Raw genomic sequence first — 19,264 nt, forward strand, 5'->3', positions numbered from 1 at the left:
AAAGGAGGCAGTGTTTTGAAAGTTATAATTTTGGCAGGCGGTGGCGGTACGAGATTATTCCCACTTTCACGTAAAAGAAGGCCTAAGCAGTTTTTACATATAAATAAAAATAAATCACTTCTGGCTGAAACGGTAGAAAGATTTCGTCAGTTGGTAAAGGCAGAGGATATCGTTATTGTTACCGGCAGGGACTATCTGTTTTCGGTACAAAGTGAGCTGGCTGAATGCGATGCATCAGCTGTTCATATAGTATTGGAAAGCGCGGCCAGAAATACGGCACCGGCAATAGCTCTGGCTGCGCAGTACTGCTGTGATGTATTGGGCGGCAGTGAAGATGAAGCATTGTTTGTAGCGCCATCAGATCATATTGTGCGGCCAATAAGTGTATATGGCGATATGGTACAGAAAGCGGCTGGGAAAGCCCGGGAGGGACAGTTTGTCGTGTTTGGGGCTGAGGCGGTGCGTCCTGAAACAGGGTTTGGTTATATCGAGGCAGGAGAAAAGCAGTCAGATAAGACATATAAAATAAAAGCCTTTAAGGAAAAACCCGATAAGGCAACAGCCGTTGAGTATATAAAAAAGGGAAATTATTTCTGGAATGCAGGTATGTTTTGTTTTACATGGCACACATATCGTGAGGAACTGCGCAGATATGCAGCACCGGTGTATCGCTGTATATTGGAAACTTATGCGCAGACAGCAGCAGCCTTTTCCAATATGCCGGGTATTTCCATTGATTATGCTGTAGCCGAAAAAACGCAGCGCGGAGTGATGGTGCCGCTGGATTTATATTGGAATGATGTTGGGTCATGGGATGCTCTTTATGAAGTATTGGATAAAGATTCCTCCGGAAATGCTATCAAGGGTGACTGCATCAGTGTAAATTGCTCGGATAGTCTGCTTTGGGGACAAAGCAGACTGATAGCGGGAATTGGACTTAAAGATATAATGGTGGTGGAAACGGACGATGTGATTTTAGTTGCGCAAAAAGGTGAATCCCAGCATGTCCGTGAGATTGTAAACAGACTCAAGGCTCGCGGCAGACGTGAAGTAGATGAACATACAACTATCTATTATAAATGGGGTTATGCGACGCTGTTAAATGAAGGAACGGGTTATCGTATGAAAAAACTGACGATAAATCCAGGCGGTGTGTTGCCGGAAAAGATGCATTATCATCGTGCAGTGCATTGGATAGTGACACGCGGTGCCGCATTGGTCGGTATAAACGGGCAAGTACGTATGATGCATAGTAATGAAAGTGTATTTATCCCGATGACTACGCCATATAAAATAGAAAACCCCGGTAAGGTGCCATTGATAATAATCGAAGTGGCCAGTGGTGAGTATTTGGGGGAAGATGATGAGAAGTTTATCGGTTCGGAAAAGGATGTTATAAAGGGATAGCAGATGAAAGAAGGTGGGAAAATGGCAAAAATGCCTGTTTTATTTATTGGACATGGTTCACCAATGAACGCTGTGGAGAACAATGTTTTTTCGGCAAAATGGATTTCTTTGGCCGATATATTGCCACGGCCGCGGGCAATATTGGCAATATCAGCACATTGGTATACTGACGGAACAAGAATAGCAACGTCTATATCACCCAATATGATTTATGACATGTATGGTTTTCCCCAGGAGCTTTATGCAGTGCAGTATCCAGTAAAAGGATCACCTCAATTAGCCGAATGTACACAAGCAATGATAACAAAAAACGTCAGTATTGATAATACTTGGGGTATTGACCATGGAACATGGTCTGTGTTGTGCAGAATGTATCCAAAGGCAGATATCCCGGTATATCAGCTCAGTATTGACAAAAATGCCAGTGGGGCAGAACAGTTGCAAATAGGCAGGGATATTGCCGGATTGCGCAGCCGCGGTGTATTAATCTTTGCCAGTGGCAACGTCGTGCATAATTTGGGAATGGTGAATTGGAACATGTCTGATGGTTATGCTTGGGCTGATGAATTTGATGGTTATATTAAGGAAAAAACTGCTGCAAAAGATTATGCGGCAGTCGTTGATTATAAAAAAGCAGGTCAATGCGCTGAGAATGTGTTTTTGACACCGGATCATTTTTATCCGTTATTGGTAGCCATCGGGGCTGTGGAAAAGACGGACAGCCTTACTGTATTTAATAATGCGTGCACTCTGGGATCATTGTCAATGACCAGTTATTTGTGGGAAGATACTGTTGGATAAACAGTAAAAGCTGACCTTATTTTTAGTATTTTAGATATTTTGTCACCAAAAATCGCAGATTTTCCTGCAGAGCCATTTCCGTGTCGGCCAATGCACCGGCTGAAGGAGCCAGTTTGTTGTAATGAAAGACTTGTTCCTTGTTTTCAATATAATCAGCAGGATAGGCAGTTACGGTCACACCTTCTTGTTCGAAATTTAAAACGGCTCTTTTCATATGGAATGCAGAAGTCACTAAAATTGGCTCATAAAGTTCATGATCACGTAATATTTGCGCAGAAAAACGGGCATTTTGTTTAGTGTTAAGACTTTTATCCTCTACTAGTATTTTAGATTCCGGGACTCCTAAATCGAGTAATACACGTTTGGCAATGACAGCTTCTTTCCCGCTGTCTTCATATACCTGGCCACCGGAAACGAGAATGGGGACATTGAGAAGTTTTTGCAGACGTACCGCCGTTAAAAGACGATTTGCCGGAATGCTGCGTAATTCACCTGTTCCGCTTACATCAGGAGTATCTAAAGTAGCTCCGCCACCCAGCATTATTATGGCATCACCTGTCGGAAACACTGGTGGGTTATATTCATTTTCCAGATTGCTGACAAGTTTTTGCGACATCCAGCTTGTTGACAGTAAATATAAACTCATCGTTAGAATTAATATTATAATGGCAACGTATTTTTTTGTATATTTCCAGCAATATATAGCTAGCAGTAAAAATAATACAAAAAAAATGCCGGGGGGTAAAATAAGACTGGCACCAAATTTCAATAGGTAAATCATTAACTGGAATCCTCCCAATGTGTATTATGGCATATATAAATATCATATTATATAGTAACATAAAATTAATAGGTATGGTGATTTTATTGTTTGACTGACTTGTTTAAGAAGAATGTTAGAAAAGAGAGCTGTATTTACAAAAAGGATATTTTTTCACTACAGCGAACTGATTAATATAATAAATTTTTTGATAAGAGGAGCGTTTTATGATGTTGATGGAAAAACAAAAAGTTATACGGACTGAAAAAAAAGCCGGTGGTAAGGGACATGTCTTAATAGAACATCTTATAACTGCCGCTGAAATGAAGGATAAGTGCCAAATGTTTGCTAAAGTGACCTTGGAACCGGGATGCTCACTGGGATTTCATAAGCACGAAGGTAATAATGAAACATATCATATAATTACCGGAACAGGTTTATATAATGATAATGGCAATGAAATTACTGTGAAAAAAGGTGATACGACTTTTTGTCCTGTCGGTGAAAGCCATGGTATTGAAAATAGATCTGCTGAAAATCTTGTTTTTATGGCATTGATCATGAATGAATAAACTATATATTTTTATTTTAGAGATTATGTGTTATCGGCTGTTACACCGATGGGCTTATAGATGTAAAATCCAATTAAAAAGGGCTTTGCCTTTGGCAGAGTCCTTTTTAATTGGATCTTTTAGGGTGGTATATCATCACACGGCACCATACGGCATTAAGCAATAATAAAAGCGCTGTTATAAAAAAAACATTTTTGATACCAATAAGTGCCGCAAGATGCCCACCAAGGAACGAACCGGCAAACATCCCCAAAAACTGTGCGGATTGATTAAATCCGTAGATGCGTCCCAGACAGGCTGAAGGGGTATATTGGCGGATAAGATTGTTTACTGAAGGGAGAAGGCCGGCTGTTGCGATACCGAGGATAAAACGAAGTGCGCCGAGTTCAGCAGGAGTTCGCACGAACCCCTGCAGGATAAAAGAGCAGCCACTTAATAACAGTGAGATAAAGAGTATTTTTTGTGAACCAATGGTATCGGCCAGCCGTCCAATGCGTGATGCCGAAAGCATGCTGGCAAAACCGGCACAGGAAAAAACAATTCCGGCTATGAGTGCCAGATGTTCGGGTGAGGCAGCTAATTGCGCTATATATACGGTAATGATTGGTTGAATGGACATTAGTGCGAACTGCATAATAAGTGTTGTGACAAAAAGGCCGATAATTAATTTTTTATCTGGAAGTGCATTAAAGGTGCGGCTTAATGTCAAGGCAGCGATTTGTGGCTGCGGATGGAAATTTTCCTTGAGAAGAAAAAGTAGCAAAAAGCCGACAAAACAACAGGCACCGATTATAAAAAAATTTTCCCGATAACCGACTGTTTCAGATAATAGGCCGCCAAATAACGGTCCCAGCAGTGCACCACTTACCTGTGATGTAAAAAATATACCCAAAGCCCAGCCAGAATGTTCTTTCGGAGTGGATTGAGCAATAAGAGGGATTATTGCTGCCTGAAAACCACTCATAGCTCCTTGGGCGAGACGCAGCCCGGCAAGCTGGTATACATTTTGGGCAAGTCCCATTCCCACCATGATGATACCAAGCCATAAACTGGCACGCAGGGTCATAGGTTTGCGTCCGTATTTATCTGATAGGCGTCCCCATATAGGAGAAAAAATTGCCAGGCTGATGAAATTGCAGCTGAAGATGATTCCTGACCAGCGTTCTATTTCCTGAAAATTGTTGATACCTAGTGATTCAATATAAAGTGGTAAAATAGGTGCCATTTGGCTCATGCCAACAGATACAATAAAACTTGCACAACAGCAAATCGCAAGATTTCGTTTCCAGATTTCCATTATAATACGCCTGCCATTTTTAAATTGGTTTAATAATAACTCATATCGTGCAGGTTTATTACATTACGGCTGTATTTGAGGAATAATACATTGCTTGAAATGAGCTTTAAATTTATGTTATGATTGCGATAGTAAATATATATTTACTATATAATATGCAGGGGAAAAAGTAAATATATATAAATTAATTTAGAACTGGGGAATTTTAATGACTAAAGATTTAACATCAGGCGGGCCGGCAGGCTTGATATTTTCTTTTGCTGTGCCACTTATTGCCGGCAATGTTTTTCAACAGATGTACCTGTTAGTAGACACGCTTATTGTCGGCCGGTTTTTAGGCGTCAGCGCTTTAGCGGCAGTGGGTTGCTGTGGTTGTCTGATGTTTTTACTGGTGGGGTTTGTTATGGGGTTTACGAGTGGGTTATCCATTTATACCGGACAGTGTTTCGGGGCAGGTAATTTTACCGGAGTGAGACAAAGTGCGGCAGCTTGTTTATTGATAAGTTTAGCTGCCACGCTTATATTAACATTGCTGGGAATATTATCGGCCAGACCAATGCTGGTTTTTATTCAGACACCACCGGATGTAATTGATATGGCATATTCATTTATCAGTATTATTTATGCCGGAGCTGGTGCATTAATAATGGTTAATATGATGATGAATTTTATCAGGGCATTGGGTGACAGTAAAACGCCTTTATATTTTTTAATTTTTGGCACGGTGGCTAATATAGTTTTGGAGATAATATTTATTCCGATACTGGGGCTGGGAGTTGCTGGGGCCGCAGAAGCAACAGTGATCTGTCAAGTAATTTCGGCTGCTCTATGTTTTTGGTACATTGCTAAAAAAATGCCATTGTTATGGATAAGACGTGAGGACTGGCATCTGTCATGGAATTTTATTTGGCAGCATTTGCGGATAGGGCTGCCAATGGGGTTTCAAGCTTCGGTAATAGCATTAGGGGCAATAATATTACAGATATCTTTAAATAATCTGGGTGAAACAGCGATTGCTGCTTATGCCGCTGCACAAAAGATCGACTCTATAGCAGTCATGCCGATGATGTCTTTCGGTATGGCGATGGCCGCTTATACAGCGCAAAATTACGGCGCTAAAAAAATTTCCCGTATTGATGAGGGCGTACGAAAATGCATGCTGATGTCGGGCGGATTTGCTGTTGGTATTGCGATTATATTGATAACACTCAGCCCATTGATGCTGGAGCAGTTTGTCGGACCGGGTCAGACGAAAGTTATTGAGTATGGGCATTTATATTTAATAATTGATGGGATAAATTATATTATTTTGTCATTGCTGTTTATTTATCGATTTACATTGCAGGGGCTGGGCCAAAGTATTGTTCCCACTATTGCCGGCATTATGGAGCTGGTCATGCGTGGCATAGCAGCGGTGTTCCTTGTCAATGCATGGGGTTATATCGGAGCCTGCCTGGCTAATCCGTTAGCATGGATAGGATCATGTCTGCCGCTGGCAGTGATGTATTATTATACGCGCCGCAGTCTGTGCAGATCTTATAAAGCAGCTCATTGAATAATGATTTTAATAATATATAATTTAGCTTTGTTTTTTAAAGGGAAAATTTATCTTTATAACGAATAAATAATAGCAGCATAAATGATGGTTTTATTTGACAGTTGCTTAAAATGGTTTGTGAGATAATAATGTGACAATGGTAAAATACAATGTTCCGGTAACTGCCAGATATAGTATAGTCAGGCATAATTGGTAGAAGGGAATGATAAAGCATGGAATTAAAACGTACAGCATTTAAGGCTTATGATATTCGCGGAAAATATCCAAGTGAGGTAAATGAGGAACTAGCTTATCGAATAGGTCGGGTGTTTGTTGATATTTTTAATAGCAAAAGGGTAGTAGTGGGCAATGACATCAGATTGTCAGGACCTAAAATCAAGGCAGCATTGATACGCGGTTTGACGGAAATGGGCTGTGATGTTGTTGACATCGGAGAATGTGGCACGGAAATGATTTATTTTGCCACATATTTTTTGCAGCTCGATGGTGGAATAATGATTACTGCCAGCCATAATCCAAAAGATTATAATGGAATGAAGCTGGTCAGACAAGGTGCCCGCCCAATAAGTTCTGATACAGGACTTAAAAGAATAGAAGAAAAAGTTATCAATGGTGAACTGGGTCGTCTGGCACTCAGACACGGCCTTGTAAGTCAGAAAAATATTATGAATGAATATGTTGAACATATTTTAGGCTATGTCGATAAAAAGGTATTGAAACCGTTGACGGTAGTTGTTAATGCCGGTAATGGCGCCGCCGGTCCGGTACTTGATGTCATGGAAAAATTTTTACCATTTAAGTTTATAAAAATTTATAATGAACCGGATGGCAATTTTCCTAATGGGGTTCCCAATCCGCTGCTTCCGGAAAATCGCGCGGCTACAGCACAGGCTGTACGCGAAAATAAAGCTGATATTGGTGTGGCTTGGGATGGAGATTTTGACAGGTGCTTTATTTTTGATGAAAAAGGCAGTATGATCGAAGGATACTATATTGTTGGTTTTTTGGCAAAAGCATTTTTGGAAAAGACACCGGGAGCGAAGATAATATATGATCCGCGTCTGATTTGGAATACAATCGAAATTGTTAAGGAAGCCGGTGGTATACCGGTTATGTGCAAGAGTGGGCATGCGTTTATCAAAGAAAAAATGCGTCGGGAAAATGCGGTTTATGGCGGCGAGATGTCAGCACATAATTATTTTCGGGAGTTTACATTTTGCGACAGCGGTATGATAACGTGGCTTTTAGTGGCAGAATTATTGTCAAAAGCAGACAGACCGCTTTCGGCGTTGCTGGCTGAACGTATGCAGCGATATCCGATAAGCGGTGAAATTAACAGTACGGTAAAAGATGCCGAAGCTGTAATGAGAAAAATTGAGGAATTATACGGCAGGACTGGTAAGGTTGATAAAACAGATGGACTGAGCGTAGCTTATGATAATTGGCGCTTTAATTTGCGTATTTCGAATACTGAACCGGTGATTCGCCTTAATGTAGAATCGCGTGGTGACAAGAAATTGCTTGAAGTTAAAACTAATGAACTGCTTAATATTATAAGAGCATAAATACGGATACTTGGATAAAATAAAATGATGGCAGGTAATTTTTGTGCAGAAAAAAATAAGAAAAGCAATAATTCCGGCAGCCGGTCTGGGAACGAGGTTCCTTCCGGCGACAAAGGCCCAGCCTAAGGAAATGCTGCCAATAGTTGATAAACCGGCAATACAATTTATTATCGAGGAAGCTATTGCATCGGGTATTGAAGAAATCCTGGTAATAACCGGGCGTAATAAACGCTCGATTGAAGATCATTTTGATCGATCTTTGGAATTAGAAATGCAGCTTAAGGCCAAGGGGAAATATGAAATGCTCAAGATGATCGAAGAAATTTCAAGTATATCGCTGCATTTTATTAGGCAAAAAGAGGCACGGGGATTGGGACATGCTGTTTTGTGTGCCAAACAATTTGTCGGAAATGAACCATTTGCTGTATTATTGGGCGATGATTTGGTGGATTCTGAGGTACCGTGTCTGTTGCAATTGATAAAGGCTTATGATGATTTAGGCGGCAGTATTCTGGGAGTCCAGGAAGTCCCTCATTCGCAGGTCTGTAACTATGGTATTGTTGATCCTGTGCGGGTGAAGGATAATGTATGGCAGGCAAAAACCCTGGTGGAAAAACCGGCAATAGATAGGGCTCCGTCAAATCTGGCTGTTTTGGGACGTTATATTTTGCAACCGCAGATTTTTGAAATATTGGAGCATACGGCACCGGGTAGTGGTAATGAGATACAGTTAACAGATGCTATTCGTGAACTGGGCAGTAAACAAAAAGTATTTGCCCTCAATTTTTCCGGACGACGCTATGACATTGGTGATAAAGAGGGCTTTTTGGAGGCAACTGTGGAGTATGCATTAAAACGTCCGGAATTACGGGATAGATTTATGGCTTATATGATGCATACTATTGGGCCATTATTGTTAAAAGAAGAACAGTGAAAGGGTGTTGGTAAATGAGCTTAAAATTGAAATCGGGTTTTGAATTTGATTATGAAAATCTTGTTGGTGAGGGACGTGTGACCAGGGATGATGTAGAGCAACTGGCACCACAATTAGGTAAGGCTCATAAGGCAATGGACACTATGCGTAAAACTGGTGTAATCAAAGCACATTTATCAAAAGATGGTACACCGGAAAAGGTATTGTTCAGTCAGTTGCCATATGTTGAAAAGGGAAACCTTAATTCCCCGGAATCGATTGATCGTCTTAAAAAATTTGGACAGTCACTGCGAAATCGTATTGATACGGTTATTTCATTAGGAATAGGCGGTTCTTTTTTAGGTAATAAGGTTTTGTTTGATGTGCAATGTGGCAGCTTTTGGAATATGAAAACACGGGAAGAACGCGATGGTTATCCTCGGGTATTTTTTAGTGGTAATAACATTGATCCGCGCAGCACAAAGGATTTAATTGACTATATAAACCATGCTGCTGATATGGCAATGCATCACGATAAAAAAAATCCGCACAAATATAAGGTTATGCTGATTTGTATTTCTAAATCAGGTGGCACACTTGATACGATGTCTAATTTTATGGTTATTTATGATGCATTAATGAATAATCCAAACGTTGAGGTCGAAGTAACTGCTGTTACTGATCCCAATACAGAAAAACCAACATTGCTAAAAAAAATGGCCATGGAAAATAAGTGGGAAAGTTTCGCTGTACCGGATGGTGTTGGCGGACGTTTTACTATTTTTTGTGAGGTAGGATTGGTTTTGGGAGCAGCAGTAGGTTTTGATATTGAGTCTTTTTTGGCTGGTGCGAAACAGATGGATATTGATTGTCAAAATGATGATATATGGCAGAATCCGGCTATGCTTAATGCTGCACTGAAATTTATCGCATCGGAAAAATATGGACGTAATGAAGAAGTTATGATGCCATATGGGGATTATCTTGAATCTGTTTCGATGTGGTATATTCAGCTGCTGGCTGAATCACTTGGGAAACAATTCAATAAAGAAGGAAAAGAAGTCTGCTATGGACGGACTCCGATTGTGGCCTTGGGAACACGTGATATGCATTCACAAACGCAGCAGCATCAAGAAGGTCGTCTTAATAAGATAGTACAGTTTATCCGTATTGAAAAATGGCCAAATGATTTAACCATTCCCAATGTCTTTCCGCAGGCCCATAAACTTGCCGATATAGCAGGAGTGACTATGAGACAGGCATTGGAAGTGGCACGACAGTCAAATGCTGATGCACTTGCGTCAAATGGTCGTTTTAATGCATTGTTTAGTCTGCCGGAATTGAATGCTTATTATCTTGGTCAGCTTTTGTATATGTTGGCTTTATCTGTTGCGTATGAAGGAGAACTGGCCGATGTCGATGCATTTAATCAGCCGGGTGTTGAAGCCTATAAACGTATTATGGGTCCGAAGCTTCAACAGGTAAAAAGCAGGGGATAATTATAAAACATTTGTTTTAAGATGAAACTAATGCAGTAAGTTTTTTTGTCAGCTGTCCTGGTAGTTTTATTTGATGGTATTTGTGTATAGAAGAAATTCGAAAAATAACCCCACATCATCCGGCTATATTATGGAAAGGATAATGTGGGGTATTTTAGTTATTATTATACAAAAACAGCGGTAAGATGAAATATTTTGTTAATTAAATGCTTGGCCCCATGCTGAGAATGTCTTCATCAATTTCACCTTTAAATTTTTTAACATTTTTATTGAATAGGCCGACTAACTTAGCAGACTGGCGTTTATAAGCTGCCTTGTCAGCCCAGGTATTGGCCGGTTTCAGAATGTCACTGGGTACATCCGGACAATAGTCCGGTACTTCTATCTTGAAGATAGGGTCCGGTGTCCAGCCTACACTGTCAAGTTTACCGTCTAGTGCTGCTGAAAGCATTGCCCTGGTGAATTTTAATTTCATTCTTGACCCTATTCCGTAAGGACCACCTGTCCAGCCGGTATTGACCAGGTAAACCTTAGTATTATGTTCCTTTATTTTTTGTTCAAGCAGACGGGCGTACTTTAATGGTGGCAGCGGTAAAAATGGTTCACCAAAACCGATAGAAAAAGTTGCCTGCGGTTCAACAATACCGCGTTCAGTACCGGCTACCTTACTGGTGTAACCGGATAGAAAATGATACATGGCCTGCTTAGGATTGAGTCTTGAAATCGGCGGTAATACACCAAAAGCATCTGCTGTTAAGAAAATGACAGCTGTCGGATGTCCGGCCATACTTGGATGGATTGCATTGGGAATATATTCCAAAGGATAAGCCACACGGGTATTTTCCGTATATTTGGCATCATCATAGTCTTCCTGGCGGGTACGGGGATTAAGAACGACATTTTCCAATACAGAACCATATTTAATTGCCCTGTATATTTCCGGTTCGCTGTCTTCTGTCAAATGAATACATTTGGCATAGCAGCCACCTTCAATATTAAAGATGCCATGTTCGCTCCAGCCATGTTCATCATCACCAATCAGACTGCGGTGTGGATCGGCCGATAGTGTAGTTTTACCGGTGCCGCTTAAACCAAAGAAGATAGCTGTTTTACCATCCTTACCTACATTAGCAGAGCAATGCATTGATAAAATACCTTTTTGCGGCAGGAGATAGTTCATCACTGAAAAGATAGATTTTTTCATTTCACCGCAATATTTGGTTCCACCGATTAAAACCATTCTGTAATCAAAGTTTATTATTACAAATGCTTCGGAATGTACTGAATCTTCCATTGGATTTGCCTTTACACTAGGAAAACATACGAGGGTAAAACCTTCCGGGGTAGTTGGCGGAGTTTCTGGTTTTATGAATAATTCCTTTAGAAAAAGATGCTGTGCCGCGGTTTCTGTTATGCATTTTACCTGTAAACGATGGTCAGGATCAGCACCGACATAATTATCACTGACGTAAAGCCGATGATTTTTGGCAAAAATTTTCATTTTTGCATATAATCGTTCAAAGGTCCGTTCGGTACATGGTGCATTGTTAGTCCAGCTTATAATATTGTGTACAGCAGGGGTATCAACAATAAATTTATCCTTGGGGGAGCGGCCGGTATATTTGCCGGTGTATATGCAGATCGCTCCGCGTTTGGAAAGTACGGCCTCTTTGTTTATTATAGCTTCTTCAAATAATTCCGATACGCTTAAATCACGCGATACCATACGTGCAACAGATAAAATATCAGCAGCTGAAAACTTTTTATTTTCCATCTTGATCAACTTCCTTCATTAAAGATATCAGATATCATTTTTATTTCGTCTGATTTAATATACTATACTTCTATTTTTTCAATACAAACCCTTCTAAATTTTTCAATAATTAAGATTAATTTATATAAACTATTATAAAATAATCTTAAACTATTTATAATGACGGTTTGCATTTATGCGATAAATGATACTTTCTTATAATGCACTGTTTATGTAAAATCATGAATAATTGACTTTATAGGGGGATTTTTATATAATTAGATATATTTGTAACCTTGGAGGTAGAAAATTTTGAAATATATGAGTGGCAATGAACTGCGGGAAAAGTTTCTGCAATACTTTGCACAAAGAGGTCATTTGCGTCTGCCAAGTTTTTCTTTGATACCGGAAAATGATCCGTCTTTATTGATGATCGGTGCGGGGATGGCACCTTTCAAACCTTTTTTTACTGGGAAGATGAAGCCACCATGTACGCGTATAACTACCAGTCAGCGCTGTGTTCGTACCGGTGATATTGAAAATGTTGGCAGGACGGCTCGTCATCAGACGTATTTCGAAATGCTGGGTAATTTTTCTTTTGGTGATTATTTTAAGGAAGAAGTGATACCCTGGGCTTGGGACTTTTTAACAAAAGAATTAGAACTTCCTGCGGATAAATTATGGGTCAGTATTTATCCTAAGGATGATGAAGCTTATAAAATATGGACGGAAAAAACCACGGTTGATCCACGGCAGATCATTAAGCTTGAGGATAATTTTTGGGAAATAGGTACGGGACCGTGTGGGCCTGATTCAGAAATATATATTGATCTTGGTGAGGAACGCGGTTGCGGTAAGCCGGATTGTGCACCAGGCTGCGATTGTGATCGCTATTTGGAGATATGGAATCTTGTATTTACCCAATATGATCATACTGAAAACGGTGACTATATTCCTTTGGCTAAGAAAAATATTGATACTGGTGCAGGTTTGGAACGATTGGCATCAGTGGTTCAAGGTAAACCAACTAATTTTGAAACCGATTTATTGTATCCGATTATAGAGTATGCTTCCCGTGTTTCCGGTGTAGCTTATAATGCAGGTGAACAATCAGACATTTCTTTAAAAGTCATTGCCGATCATGCCCGCAGTATAGCAATAATGGTAATGGATGGAATTTTGCCTTCTAACGAAGGCCGGGGATATGTATTACGCCGTATTTTGCGCCGAGCAGTACGACATGGGCGTATGCTGGGAATCGAAAAGGCATTTTTGGCAGATGCAGTTGATGTCGTAGCTGATATTTACAAGGATGTTTATGATGAACTTATTGTGCGTAAAGATTATATTAAAAAAGTTATCAGCGTTGAGGAAGAACGTTTTCATCTTACCTTATCACAAGGAATATCGCTATTAAATGAGGAAATAGAAGAACTTACTGCACAGGGAAAAACTGTTCTTAATGGGGAAATAGGCTTTAAATTATATGATACTTACGGGTTCCCTTGTGAACTGACCAGTGAGATACTTCATGAAAATCAATTAGTGCTTGATATGGATGGATTCAATAAAGCTATGCAGGCACAAAGGGAACGTGCCAGAAAGGCCCGCCAGGAAAATAAACGCATTGATATTCCGGATTTACGCAATCTTGATGTTGATAAACTCAGCAGTAATGCCGCAGCTAAGTCAGCAAAGATAGTTTGTATATGGAAAGATGCACAGATTACAGACGCATTGCATGACGGTGATGAAGCAGGAATAATACTCGATGTAACGCCCTTTTATGCTGAAGGCGGCGGACAGGTCGGCGATTGCGGTCAATTGATCGGAGAAATGGGACGTGTTGCTATTTCTAATACTAAAAAGCTGCCTAATGGAACGGTCTATCATATCGGTTATGTCACAGAAGGTGTTATTCATACCGGAGATGATATGAAAATTGAGATAGATGTTGAAAAGAAACTGGCTTCAGCGCGTAATCATACTGCTACGCATTTATTGCAGGCCGCTTTGAAGAAAGTTGTCGGGGTTCATGTAAATCAGGCCGGTTCGTCAGTAACACCTGAACATTTGCGGTTTGACTTTTCTAATTTTGAACCGATGACGAAAGAACAATTATCACAAACAGAGCAGATGGTAAATGATGAAATTATTAAGGCTCTGCCGGTAAAAATAAGTCATATGCCTCAGGATGAGGCTAAAAAACAAGGCGCAATGGCATTGTTTGGCGAGAAATATGGTGATATTGTAAGAGTCGTTACTGTACCGGGATTCAGTATGGAATTATGCGGCGGCAGCCATGTTGAAAATATCGGGCAGATAGGTTTATTTAAGATAATCAGTGAAAGTGGTGTCGCGGCCGGAGTTCGTCGAATCGAAGCATTGACCGGCAAGGCTGCTTATGAATATACTAAAAAGCAGGAGGCAGTTATTACCGGAGCGGCGGAATCATTAAAAACAGATGTTTTTGATTTAAATGCGAAAATAGTTGGATTGTTGCAGGAAAATAAGGAATTTAAACATCGTTTGAATGATGTAAGGGAAACAGTTGCTAAGGCCAATTCGCAAAAATTATTGTCTGATGCAAAACAATATGGTGATTTGAACGTAGTGTCTGGTAAAGTCGATGCTGCGGATATGGACGAACTGCGCAGTATTGCTGATACAATCTGTAGTCAGTTGAAAAATGGTGTTGTAATATTAGCAGCTGCAGTTGCAGCGGATAAAGTTAATTTAGTGGTAAAGGTCTCGACAGATGCTGTTAAGAAGGGTGTTCATGCCGGCAAAATAATTAAGGTTGCCGCTCAGGTGACCGGCGGCAACGGTGGTGGCCGTCCTAATATGGCTCAGGCCGGTGGTAAAATGCCTGGTAAGATACCTGAGGCTTTTGAAAAGGCAATAGAAATTTTGGAATCACAGATAGATAATTAGATATTTTTTCCGTGAAAGGAATGTGATTTATATGTCCAATATGGAAGAAACAATGATGTTTAAGTTTGGTGCCGATAAAAAACGGGCTGAAACGGTAATTAAGGAAGTATGTGCGGCGATGCAGGAAAAAGGATATAATCCGATAAACCAGTTGGTAGGTTATTTGTTATCAGGTGATCCTGCATATATAACCAGTTATAAAGATGCCCGCAGCAAAATTCGCAGTATGGATCGTGATGAATTGCTGGTAGAATTGGTGCAATTTTATTTGAATCAAAATAAGCTGTAAGAGCAGGAGAATGTAATGCGTGTCATAGGCCTTGATGTAGGAGATAAAACAATAGGTGTGGCGGTTAGCGATGCCCTTATGTTTACAGCTCAGGGGATCGAGACAATAAGGCGCACAGTATGGGAGAATGATTTACGTCGTCTGAAAGAGCTGTTTGATGAATATGATGTTGATAAGATAGTTGTTGGACTACCACGAAACATGAATGGCACTGAGGGCGAGCGCTGCGACATTGTCAGAGATTTTGCCAAACGGTTGCAGGACGTTGTTGATAATGAAATAATTTTTTGGGATGAACGATTGTCGACAGTAGCAGCGGAGAAATATTTGGTGGCTGCGGATGTCAGCAGGGCAAAACGGCGTAAGGTGATAGATAAAATGGCGGCAGTTTTTATTCTGCAGGGGTATCTTGACAGCAGTCCGCGATTTTAACTGAAAAATTCAGTGAAAGTAATATTTTTGTAGTAACTGTCAAGTGAAATGGTATTAAAAACTGAATAGTGAACGTAAAGCAGGGTACTATGTGAATGGTACCCTGCTTTACGTTGTTCAACTGTGTCTCATACAGGCAGCTGTTGTGAAATCTCGGTGATAAAAGATGCTTAGCTATGCAATAATCGTTATTTAACGCTAAAAATATTGCTGTCAACTGATAATTGCGAGATGTTCGAAGTGGGAAAATGGAACCCCGGATTCCAACGTATCCAATATTGATTTTGGGAGGACCATTGAGAAATCTAAATAAACCGTAAAATAGGAAAATCGGTATAGCCTTAAGCTATGCCGATTTTCCTATTTTACAGTTTTGTTCAATCCCCCTGGTAGACGTGAGTTTTCTGGCTTAAGATAATTGGTTAGTTTGCGGCAATTATTTTTTGGCAGTCACGACAATAGCCATATAATTCCAAACGATGATTAACGATGGAAAAATCGGTCTGCTTTTCTACTGCTTTTTCAAATTCTTTTAAAGGACAGCCACCAATTAAAATGACTTTTTTACAGCGCAGACAGATTAATTGATGTTGATGAGTGGTGGGAAATAATGAATATACACACTTTTCGTCCATAAAAGAAGTCCGCAGGGTTATTTTTTTTTCGGTGAATTTTTCTAATATTCGATAGACCGTTGATAGATTTACTAATGCGTCGCTTTTTCTGGCCTTAAGATAAATTTGTTCAGCTGTGTGCGGTATTTTGATATTCTTCAATATATTAAGCAGTAAATTGCGTTGTTTTGTACTTTTCATGCCATATTTATTGAGATATTCTTTATAATTTAATTCTTCCATCTTCATCCTTCCTCGTCTATAGGATTTATGCTGCAAAAATATTATTGTAGCAGTTTAGTTTTTATTTTATATTTATAAAATAGTACACATAACAATAATAATACTGAATTCAATGCTATTATACCACCAGGAGCCGCATTGACCCAATAGGAAGTGATAATGCCGGAAAAAATATCAATATAACTAAACAAGATGCCATAGCAAAGTGTTTTTTTAAAACTCATTTCTAATTGTAAGGCAGCCGCAATCGGTAAAGCTATTAGTGCACTGATAACTAAAATACCGACGATACGTATTGATATTGATATGGTAGCAGCTACTAGAATAGCAAATAGATAATTGATTAATTTTACATTCAGTCCGGCTATTGTAGCACCTTCCTCATCAAAGACAATAAAGACCAATGCTGAATAAAAGCGATAGACGAGAAAAAGAGAAATGGCACTGAAAAATAGAACCCAATAAAAATCTGCCCGGGTAACAGTTAAAATACTGCCGAACATCAGTGAATCGATATTAGCATGCACCAGACCGGAACTGAGTAAAGTGATTGCTATACCGATAGACAATGATAGTATGATAACCAGAATTAATTCGGCATAGGTGCGAAAGTGTTTTCTCAGCCATTCTATGATGACACTAAAAACCGACACAGCTAAAAAAGCGCTTAATACCGGATTTTCTTGAAAAAGCATGCCTAATGCTATACCAGCCAGTGATGCATGTGATAATGTGTCGCCAATCATGGAATAACGCCTGAGCACGAGAAAAATGCCGATGACAGGACATAATACGGCGATAAATATAGAAATTAAAAAAGCATTCTGCATAAAACTATAAGTAAGCATTAATAATTTTCTCCTATGTCATTTTCCAGATGTTCTTTGATATATTGCTGCGGCAGACAAATATGGCCGTGACCCTTTTCAATATGATAAAGGGCTGTAGAATTTTTTACAGCAGCCTGAAGATTGTGTTCTACACAAATGATCGTTGTTTTGTCCTGTCGGTTGAGAGTGTGCAAAAAATCGTATATTTCAATTTGGCTTTGCCGGTCAATACCGTTAGAAGGTTCATCGAGTATCAACAGTTTGGGATTTCCCAGAAGTGCTCTGGCAATGAATAATTTTTGGCATTGTCCACCGGACAGCTGGCCAATGAGAGTATTTTCCTTTCCGTTTAAGTGTAATAATTTAAGGACGTCGGGTATTTTTACGGTGAGAGATTTTTTTTGGACTTTTTTGTAGCAATTAAGAACTTCATTAACTGTTATAGGGAAATGAGTGTTTAACTGATTGAAACGTTGCGGCACATATGCCGTGGTAGGATAAGTGTTTTCTATTGTTCCGGAATCAGGTGTAAGCAGACCTAAAATCAGACGTATTAAAGTGCTTTTGCCTGAACCGTTGGAACCGATTATTGATATGTAATCGCCATGGTTGACGGTGAGGTTTATATTAATAAGCAAATTACGTTGATTGTTATATGAAAAATACAGATTATTAATTTTTAACATGAAAATCCTTTCTGGTTAACCTTGACTTTTTTCTTTTTATATTATATCTTTATATTATTGCAAATGCAAATTATTTGCAATAATATAAAGATATAATATATACTAGGAAAGGTGGAATTATTTTAATGAAAAAGAATCTAATTATTGGTTTTTTACTTGTAATGTTCTTAATTGTTGTTTCGGGATGCGGGAAAACAAATCCTTCTTCATCGCAGGAGCAAAATAATGATAAGCTGCCTGTAGCAGTGTCCTTTCAGGCCATGAAAGAGATAACAGAGGCTGTGGGAAAGGATCATGTTGAAGTAAATTGTGTCATACCAGACGGTACAGAACCGCATGATTTTCAACCGACAGCTAAAGATCTGACGATAATCAGTAAATCAAAATTGTTTATTTATAACGGTTTGGGATTGGAAAAATCGTGGCTGGATAAAGTTACGGCAGCTGATGATAATAAGGGTCTTACATTGGTTGAAGCGTCAAAGGGGGCTACGCCAATGATGGTGGCGGAAGATAACAGTGACAGTAAGGTAACTGATCCACATTTTTGGTTGAGTGTTGAAGGAGCTAAACTCGAGGCTAAGAATATAAGGGACGCCCTGATTGCGGCAGATGGTAAAAATAAAGCTGATTATGAAAAAAATTATCAGGAATTTGCTGGTAAATTAGATGACTTGAAGAAGGAATATACCGAGAAGTTTCAAAACTCAAAACGTCATGATTTTGTGACAGGACATGCCGCATTTGGTTATTTGGCCAGAGATTTTAATTTGAAACAAAATAGTGTATCAGATGCTTTGCTTTCCGGTGAACCAAGTGCCAAGAAATTAAAAGAATTGACGGACTACTGTCGTCAAAATAATGTCACAACTATTTTTGTAGAAGATATGGTAAATCCGAAAATTTCTGAAACACTGGCTACGGAAGTCAATGCCAAGACTGTTAAAATCTATACATTGGAAAGTAGTCCGGACAATTTGGATTATATCAGTGCGTTGCGCTATGATTTAGATAAAATTTATGAAAGCTTGAATTCGTAAAAAATCTATACGTTTAATAAAAAATTAATCCCTCCGTATTGTGGAGGGATTAATTTTTGCTTAATTGCTAA

Annotated in this window: 17 protein-coding genes; 11 read left to right on the top strand and 6 right to left on the bottom strand. The window is 39.4% G+C overall.

Annotated elements, in window-relative coordinates; translation table 11 throughout:
* Nucleotides 1-15 precede the first annotated feature (15 nt).
* On the top strand, nt 16-1,407 hold the full coding sequence (locus F8M42_RS05015; RefSeq protein ID WP_182188249.1) for a mannose-1-phosphate guanylyltransferase/mannose-6-phosphate isomerase: 1,392 nt from the start codon (nt 16-18) through the stop codon (nt 1,405-1,407).
* Between the two features lie 21 nt (nt 1,408-1,428).
* Nucleotides 1,429-2,208 carry a 4,5-DOPA-extradiol-dioxygenase gene (gene ygiD / locus F8M42_RS05020; protein ID WP_182188250.1) on the top strand — a complete coding sequence of 260 codons (780 nt, stop codon included), beginning with the start codon at nt 1,429-1,431 and terminating at the stop codon, nt 2,206-2,208.
* 22 nt (nt 2,209-2,230) lie between these two features.
* On the opposite strand, the gene F8M42_RS05025 is transcribed toward ygiD, so the two are convergent.
* Nucleotides 2,231-2,989, bottom strand: a complete 759-nt coding sequence (locus F8M42_RS05025; RefSeq protein ID WP_182188251.1) for a YdcF family protein — start codon at nt 2,987-2,989, stop codon at nt 2,231-2,233.
* A gap of 209 nt (nt 2,990-3,198) precedes the next feature.
* Here F8M42_RS05025 and F8M42_RS05030 point away from each other — a divergent pair, with 209 nt between their 5' ends.
* Nucleotides 3,199-3,540, top strand: coding sequence for a cupin domain-containing protein (locus F8M42_RS05030; protein WP_196591680.1), 342 nt, complete (start codon nt 3,199-3,201; stop codon nt 3,538-3,540).
* Nucleotides 3,541-3,646: 106 nt separating this feature from the next.
* Here F8M42_RS05030 and F8M42_RS05035 read toward each other — a convergent pair whose 3' ends face one another.
* Nucleotides 3,647-4,837, bottom strand: coding sequence for an MFS transporter (locus F8M42_RS05035; RefSeq protein WP_182188253.1), 1,191 nt, complete (start codon nt 4,835-4,837; stop codon nt 3,647-3,649).
* Nucleotides 4,838-5,045: 208 nt separating this feature from the next.
* Here F8M42_RS05035 and F8M42_RS05040 point away from each other — a divergent pair, with 208 nt between their 5' ends.
* From F8M42_RS05040 to F8M42_RS05055, 4 genes are all read left to right on the top strand, one after another.
* Nucleotides 5,046-6,392 (top strand): MATE family efflux transporter, encoded by a 1,347-nt coding sequence (locus F8M42_RS05040; protein WP_182188254.1) that lies wholly within the window; start codon nt 5,046-5,048, stop codon nt 6,390-6,392.
* Between the two features lie 215 nt (nt 6,393-6,607).
* Nucleotides 6,608-7,960 carry a phosphohexomutase domain-containing protein gene (locus tag F8M42_RS05045; RefSeq protein WP_182188255.1) on the top strand — a complete coding sequence of 451 codons (1,353 nt, stop codon included), beginning with the start codon at nt 6,608-6,610 and terminating at the stop codon, nt 7,958-7,960.
* 43 nt (nt 7,961-8,003) lie between these two features.
* Nucleotides 8,004-8,894: a UTP--glucose-1-phosphate uridylyltransferase GalU gene (galU, locus tag F8M42_RS05050; protein ID WP_407672853.1), complete on the top strand. Its 891-nt coding sequence runs from the start codon at nt 8,004-8,006 to the stop codon at nt 8,892-8,894.
* A gap of 14 nt (nt 8,895-8,908) precedes the next feature.
* The gene (locus tag F8M42_RS05055) at nt 8,909-10,372 is read left to right on the top strand and encodes a glucose-6-phosphate isomerase (RefSeq protein ID WP_182188256.1); all 1,464 of its coding nucleotides are present in this window, start codon (nt 8,909-8,911) and stop codon (nt 10,370-10,372) included.
* A gap of 202 nt (nt 10,373-10,574) precedes the next feature.
* Here the strand turns inward: F8M42_RS05055 and pckA are convergent, their stop codons facing one another.
* Entirely contained in the window at nt 10,575-12,146 is a 1,572-nt protein-coding gene (gene pckA / locus F8M42_RS05060) for a phosphoenolpyruvate carboxykinase (ATP) (RefSeq protein WP_182188257.1), read from the bottom strand.
* A 291-nt stretch (nt 12,147-12,437) separates the two neighbouring features.
* Between pckA and alaS the strand changes: the two genes are divergently transcribed.
* From alaS to ruvX, 3 genes are read left to right on the top strand one after another with little or no spacing between them, the layout of a single operon-like run.
* Nucleotides 12,438-15,059 carry an alanine--tRNA ligase gene (gene alaS, locus F8M42_RS05065; RefSeq protein WP_182188258.1) on the top strand — a complete coding sequence of 874 codons (2,622 nt, stop codon included), beginning with the start codon at nt 12,438-12,440 and terminating at the stop codon, nt 15,057-15,059.
* A 31-nt stretch (nt 15,060-15,090) separates the two neighbouring features.
* On the top strand, nt 15,091-15,348 hold the full coding sequence (locus tag F8M42_RS05070) for an IreB family regulatory phosphoprotein (RefSeq protein WP_182188259.1): 258 nt from the start codon (nt 15,091-15,093) through the stop codon (nt 15,346-15,348).
* Between the two features lie 15 nt (nt 15,349-15,363).
* The gene (ruvX, locus tag F8M42_RS05075; protein ID WP_182188260.1) at nt 15,364-15,780 is read left to right on the top strand and encodes a Holliday junction resolvase RuvX; all 417 of its coding nucleotides are present in this window, start codon (nt 15,364-15,366) and stop codon (nt 15,778-15,780) included.
* Between the two features lie 422 nt (nt 15,781-16,202).
* On the opposite strand, the gene F8M42_RS05080 is transcribed toward ruvX, so the two are convergent.
* From F8M42_RS05080 to F8M42_RS05090, 3 genes are read right to left on the bottom strand one after another with little or no spacing between them, the layout of a single operon-like run.
* Nucleotides 16,203-16,637: a Fur family transcriptional regulator gene (locus F8M42_RS05080; protein ID WP_182188261.1), complete on the bottom strand. Its 435-nt coding sequence runs from the start codon at nt 16,635-16,637 to the stop codon at nt 16,203-16,205.
* Nucleotides 16,638-16,678: 41 nt separating this feature from the next.
* Nucleotides 16,679-17,485 carry a metal ABC transporter permease gene (locus F8M42_RS05085; protein WP_182188262.1) on the bottom strand — a complete coding sequence of 269 codons (807 nt, stop codon included), beginning with the start codon at nt 17,483-17,485 and terminating at the stop codon, nt 16,679-16,681.
* A complete protein-coding gene (locus F8M42_RS05090) occupies nt 17,485-18,153 on the bottom strand; it encodes a metal ABC transporter ATP-binding protein (RefSeq protein WP_182188263.1) in 669 nt (222 codons plus the stop codon). Before F8M42_RS05090 ends, F8M42_RS05085 begins: the two co-directional genes overlap by 1 nt.
* 125 nt (nt 18,154-18,278) lie before the next feature.
* Between F8M42_RS05090 and F8M42_RS05095 the strand changes: the two genes are divergently transcribed.
* The gene (locus F8M42_RS05095; RefSeq protein WP_182188264.1) at nt 18,279-19,193 is read left to right on the top strand and encodes a metal ABC transporter solute-binding protein, Zn/Mn family; all 915 of its coding nucleotides are present in this window, start codon (nt 18,279-18,281) and stop codon (nt 19,191-19,193) included.
* Nucleotides 19,194-19,264 lie beyond the last annotated feature (71 nt).

This window comes from Pectinatus frisingensis, from assembly GCF_014076555.1.
Taxonomy (GTDB): domain Bacteria; phylum Bacillota; class Negativicutes; order Selenomonadales; family Selenomonadaceae; genus Pectinatus; species Pectinatus frisingensis.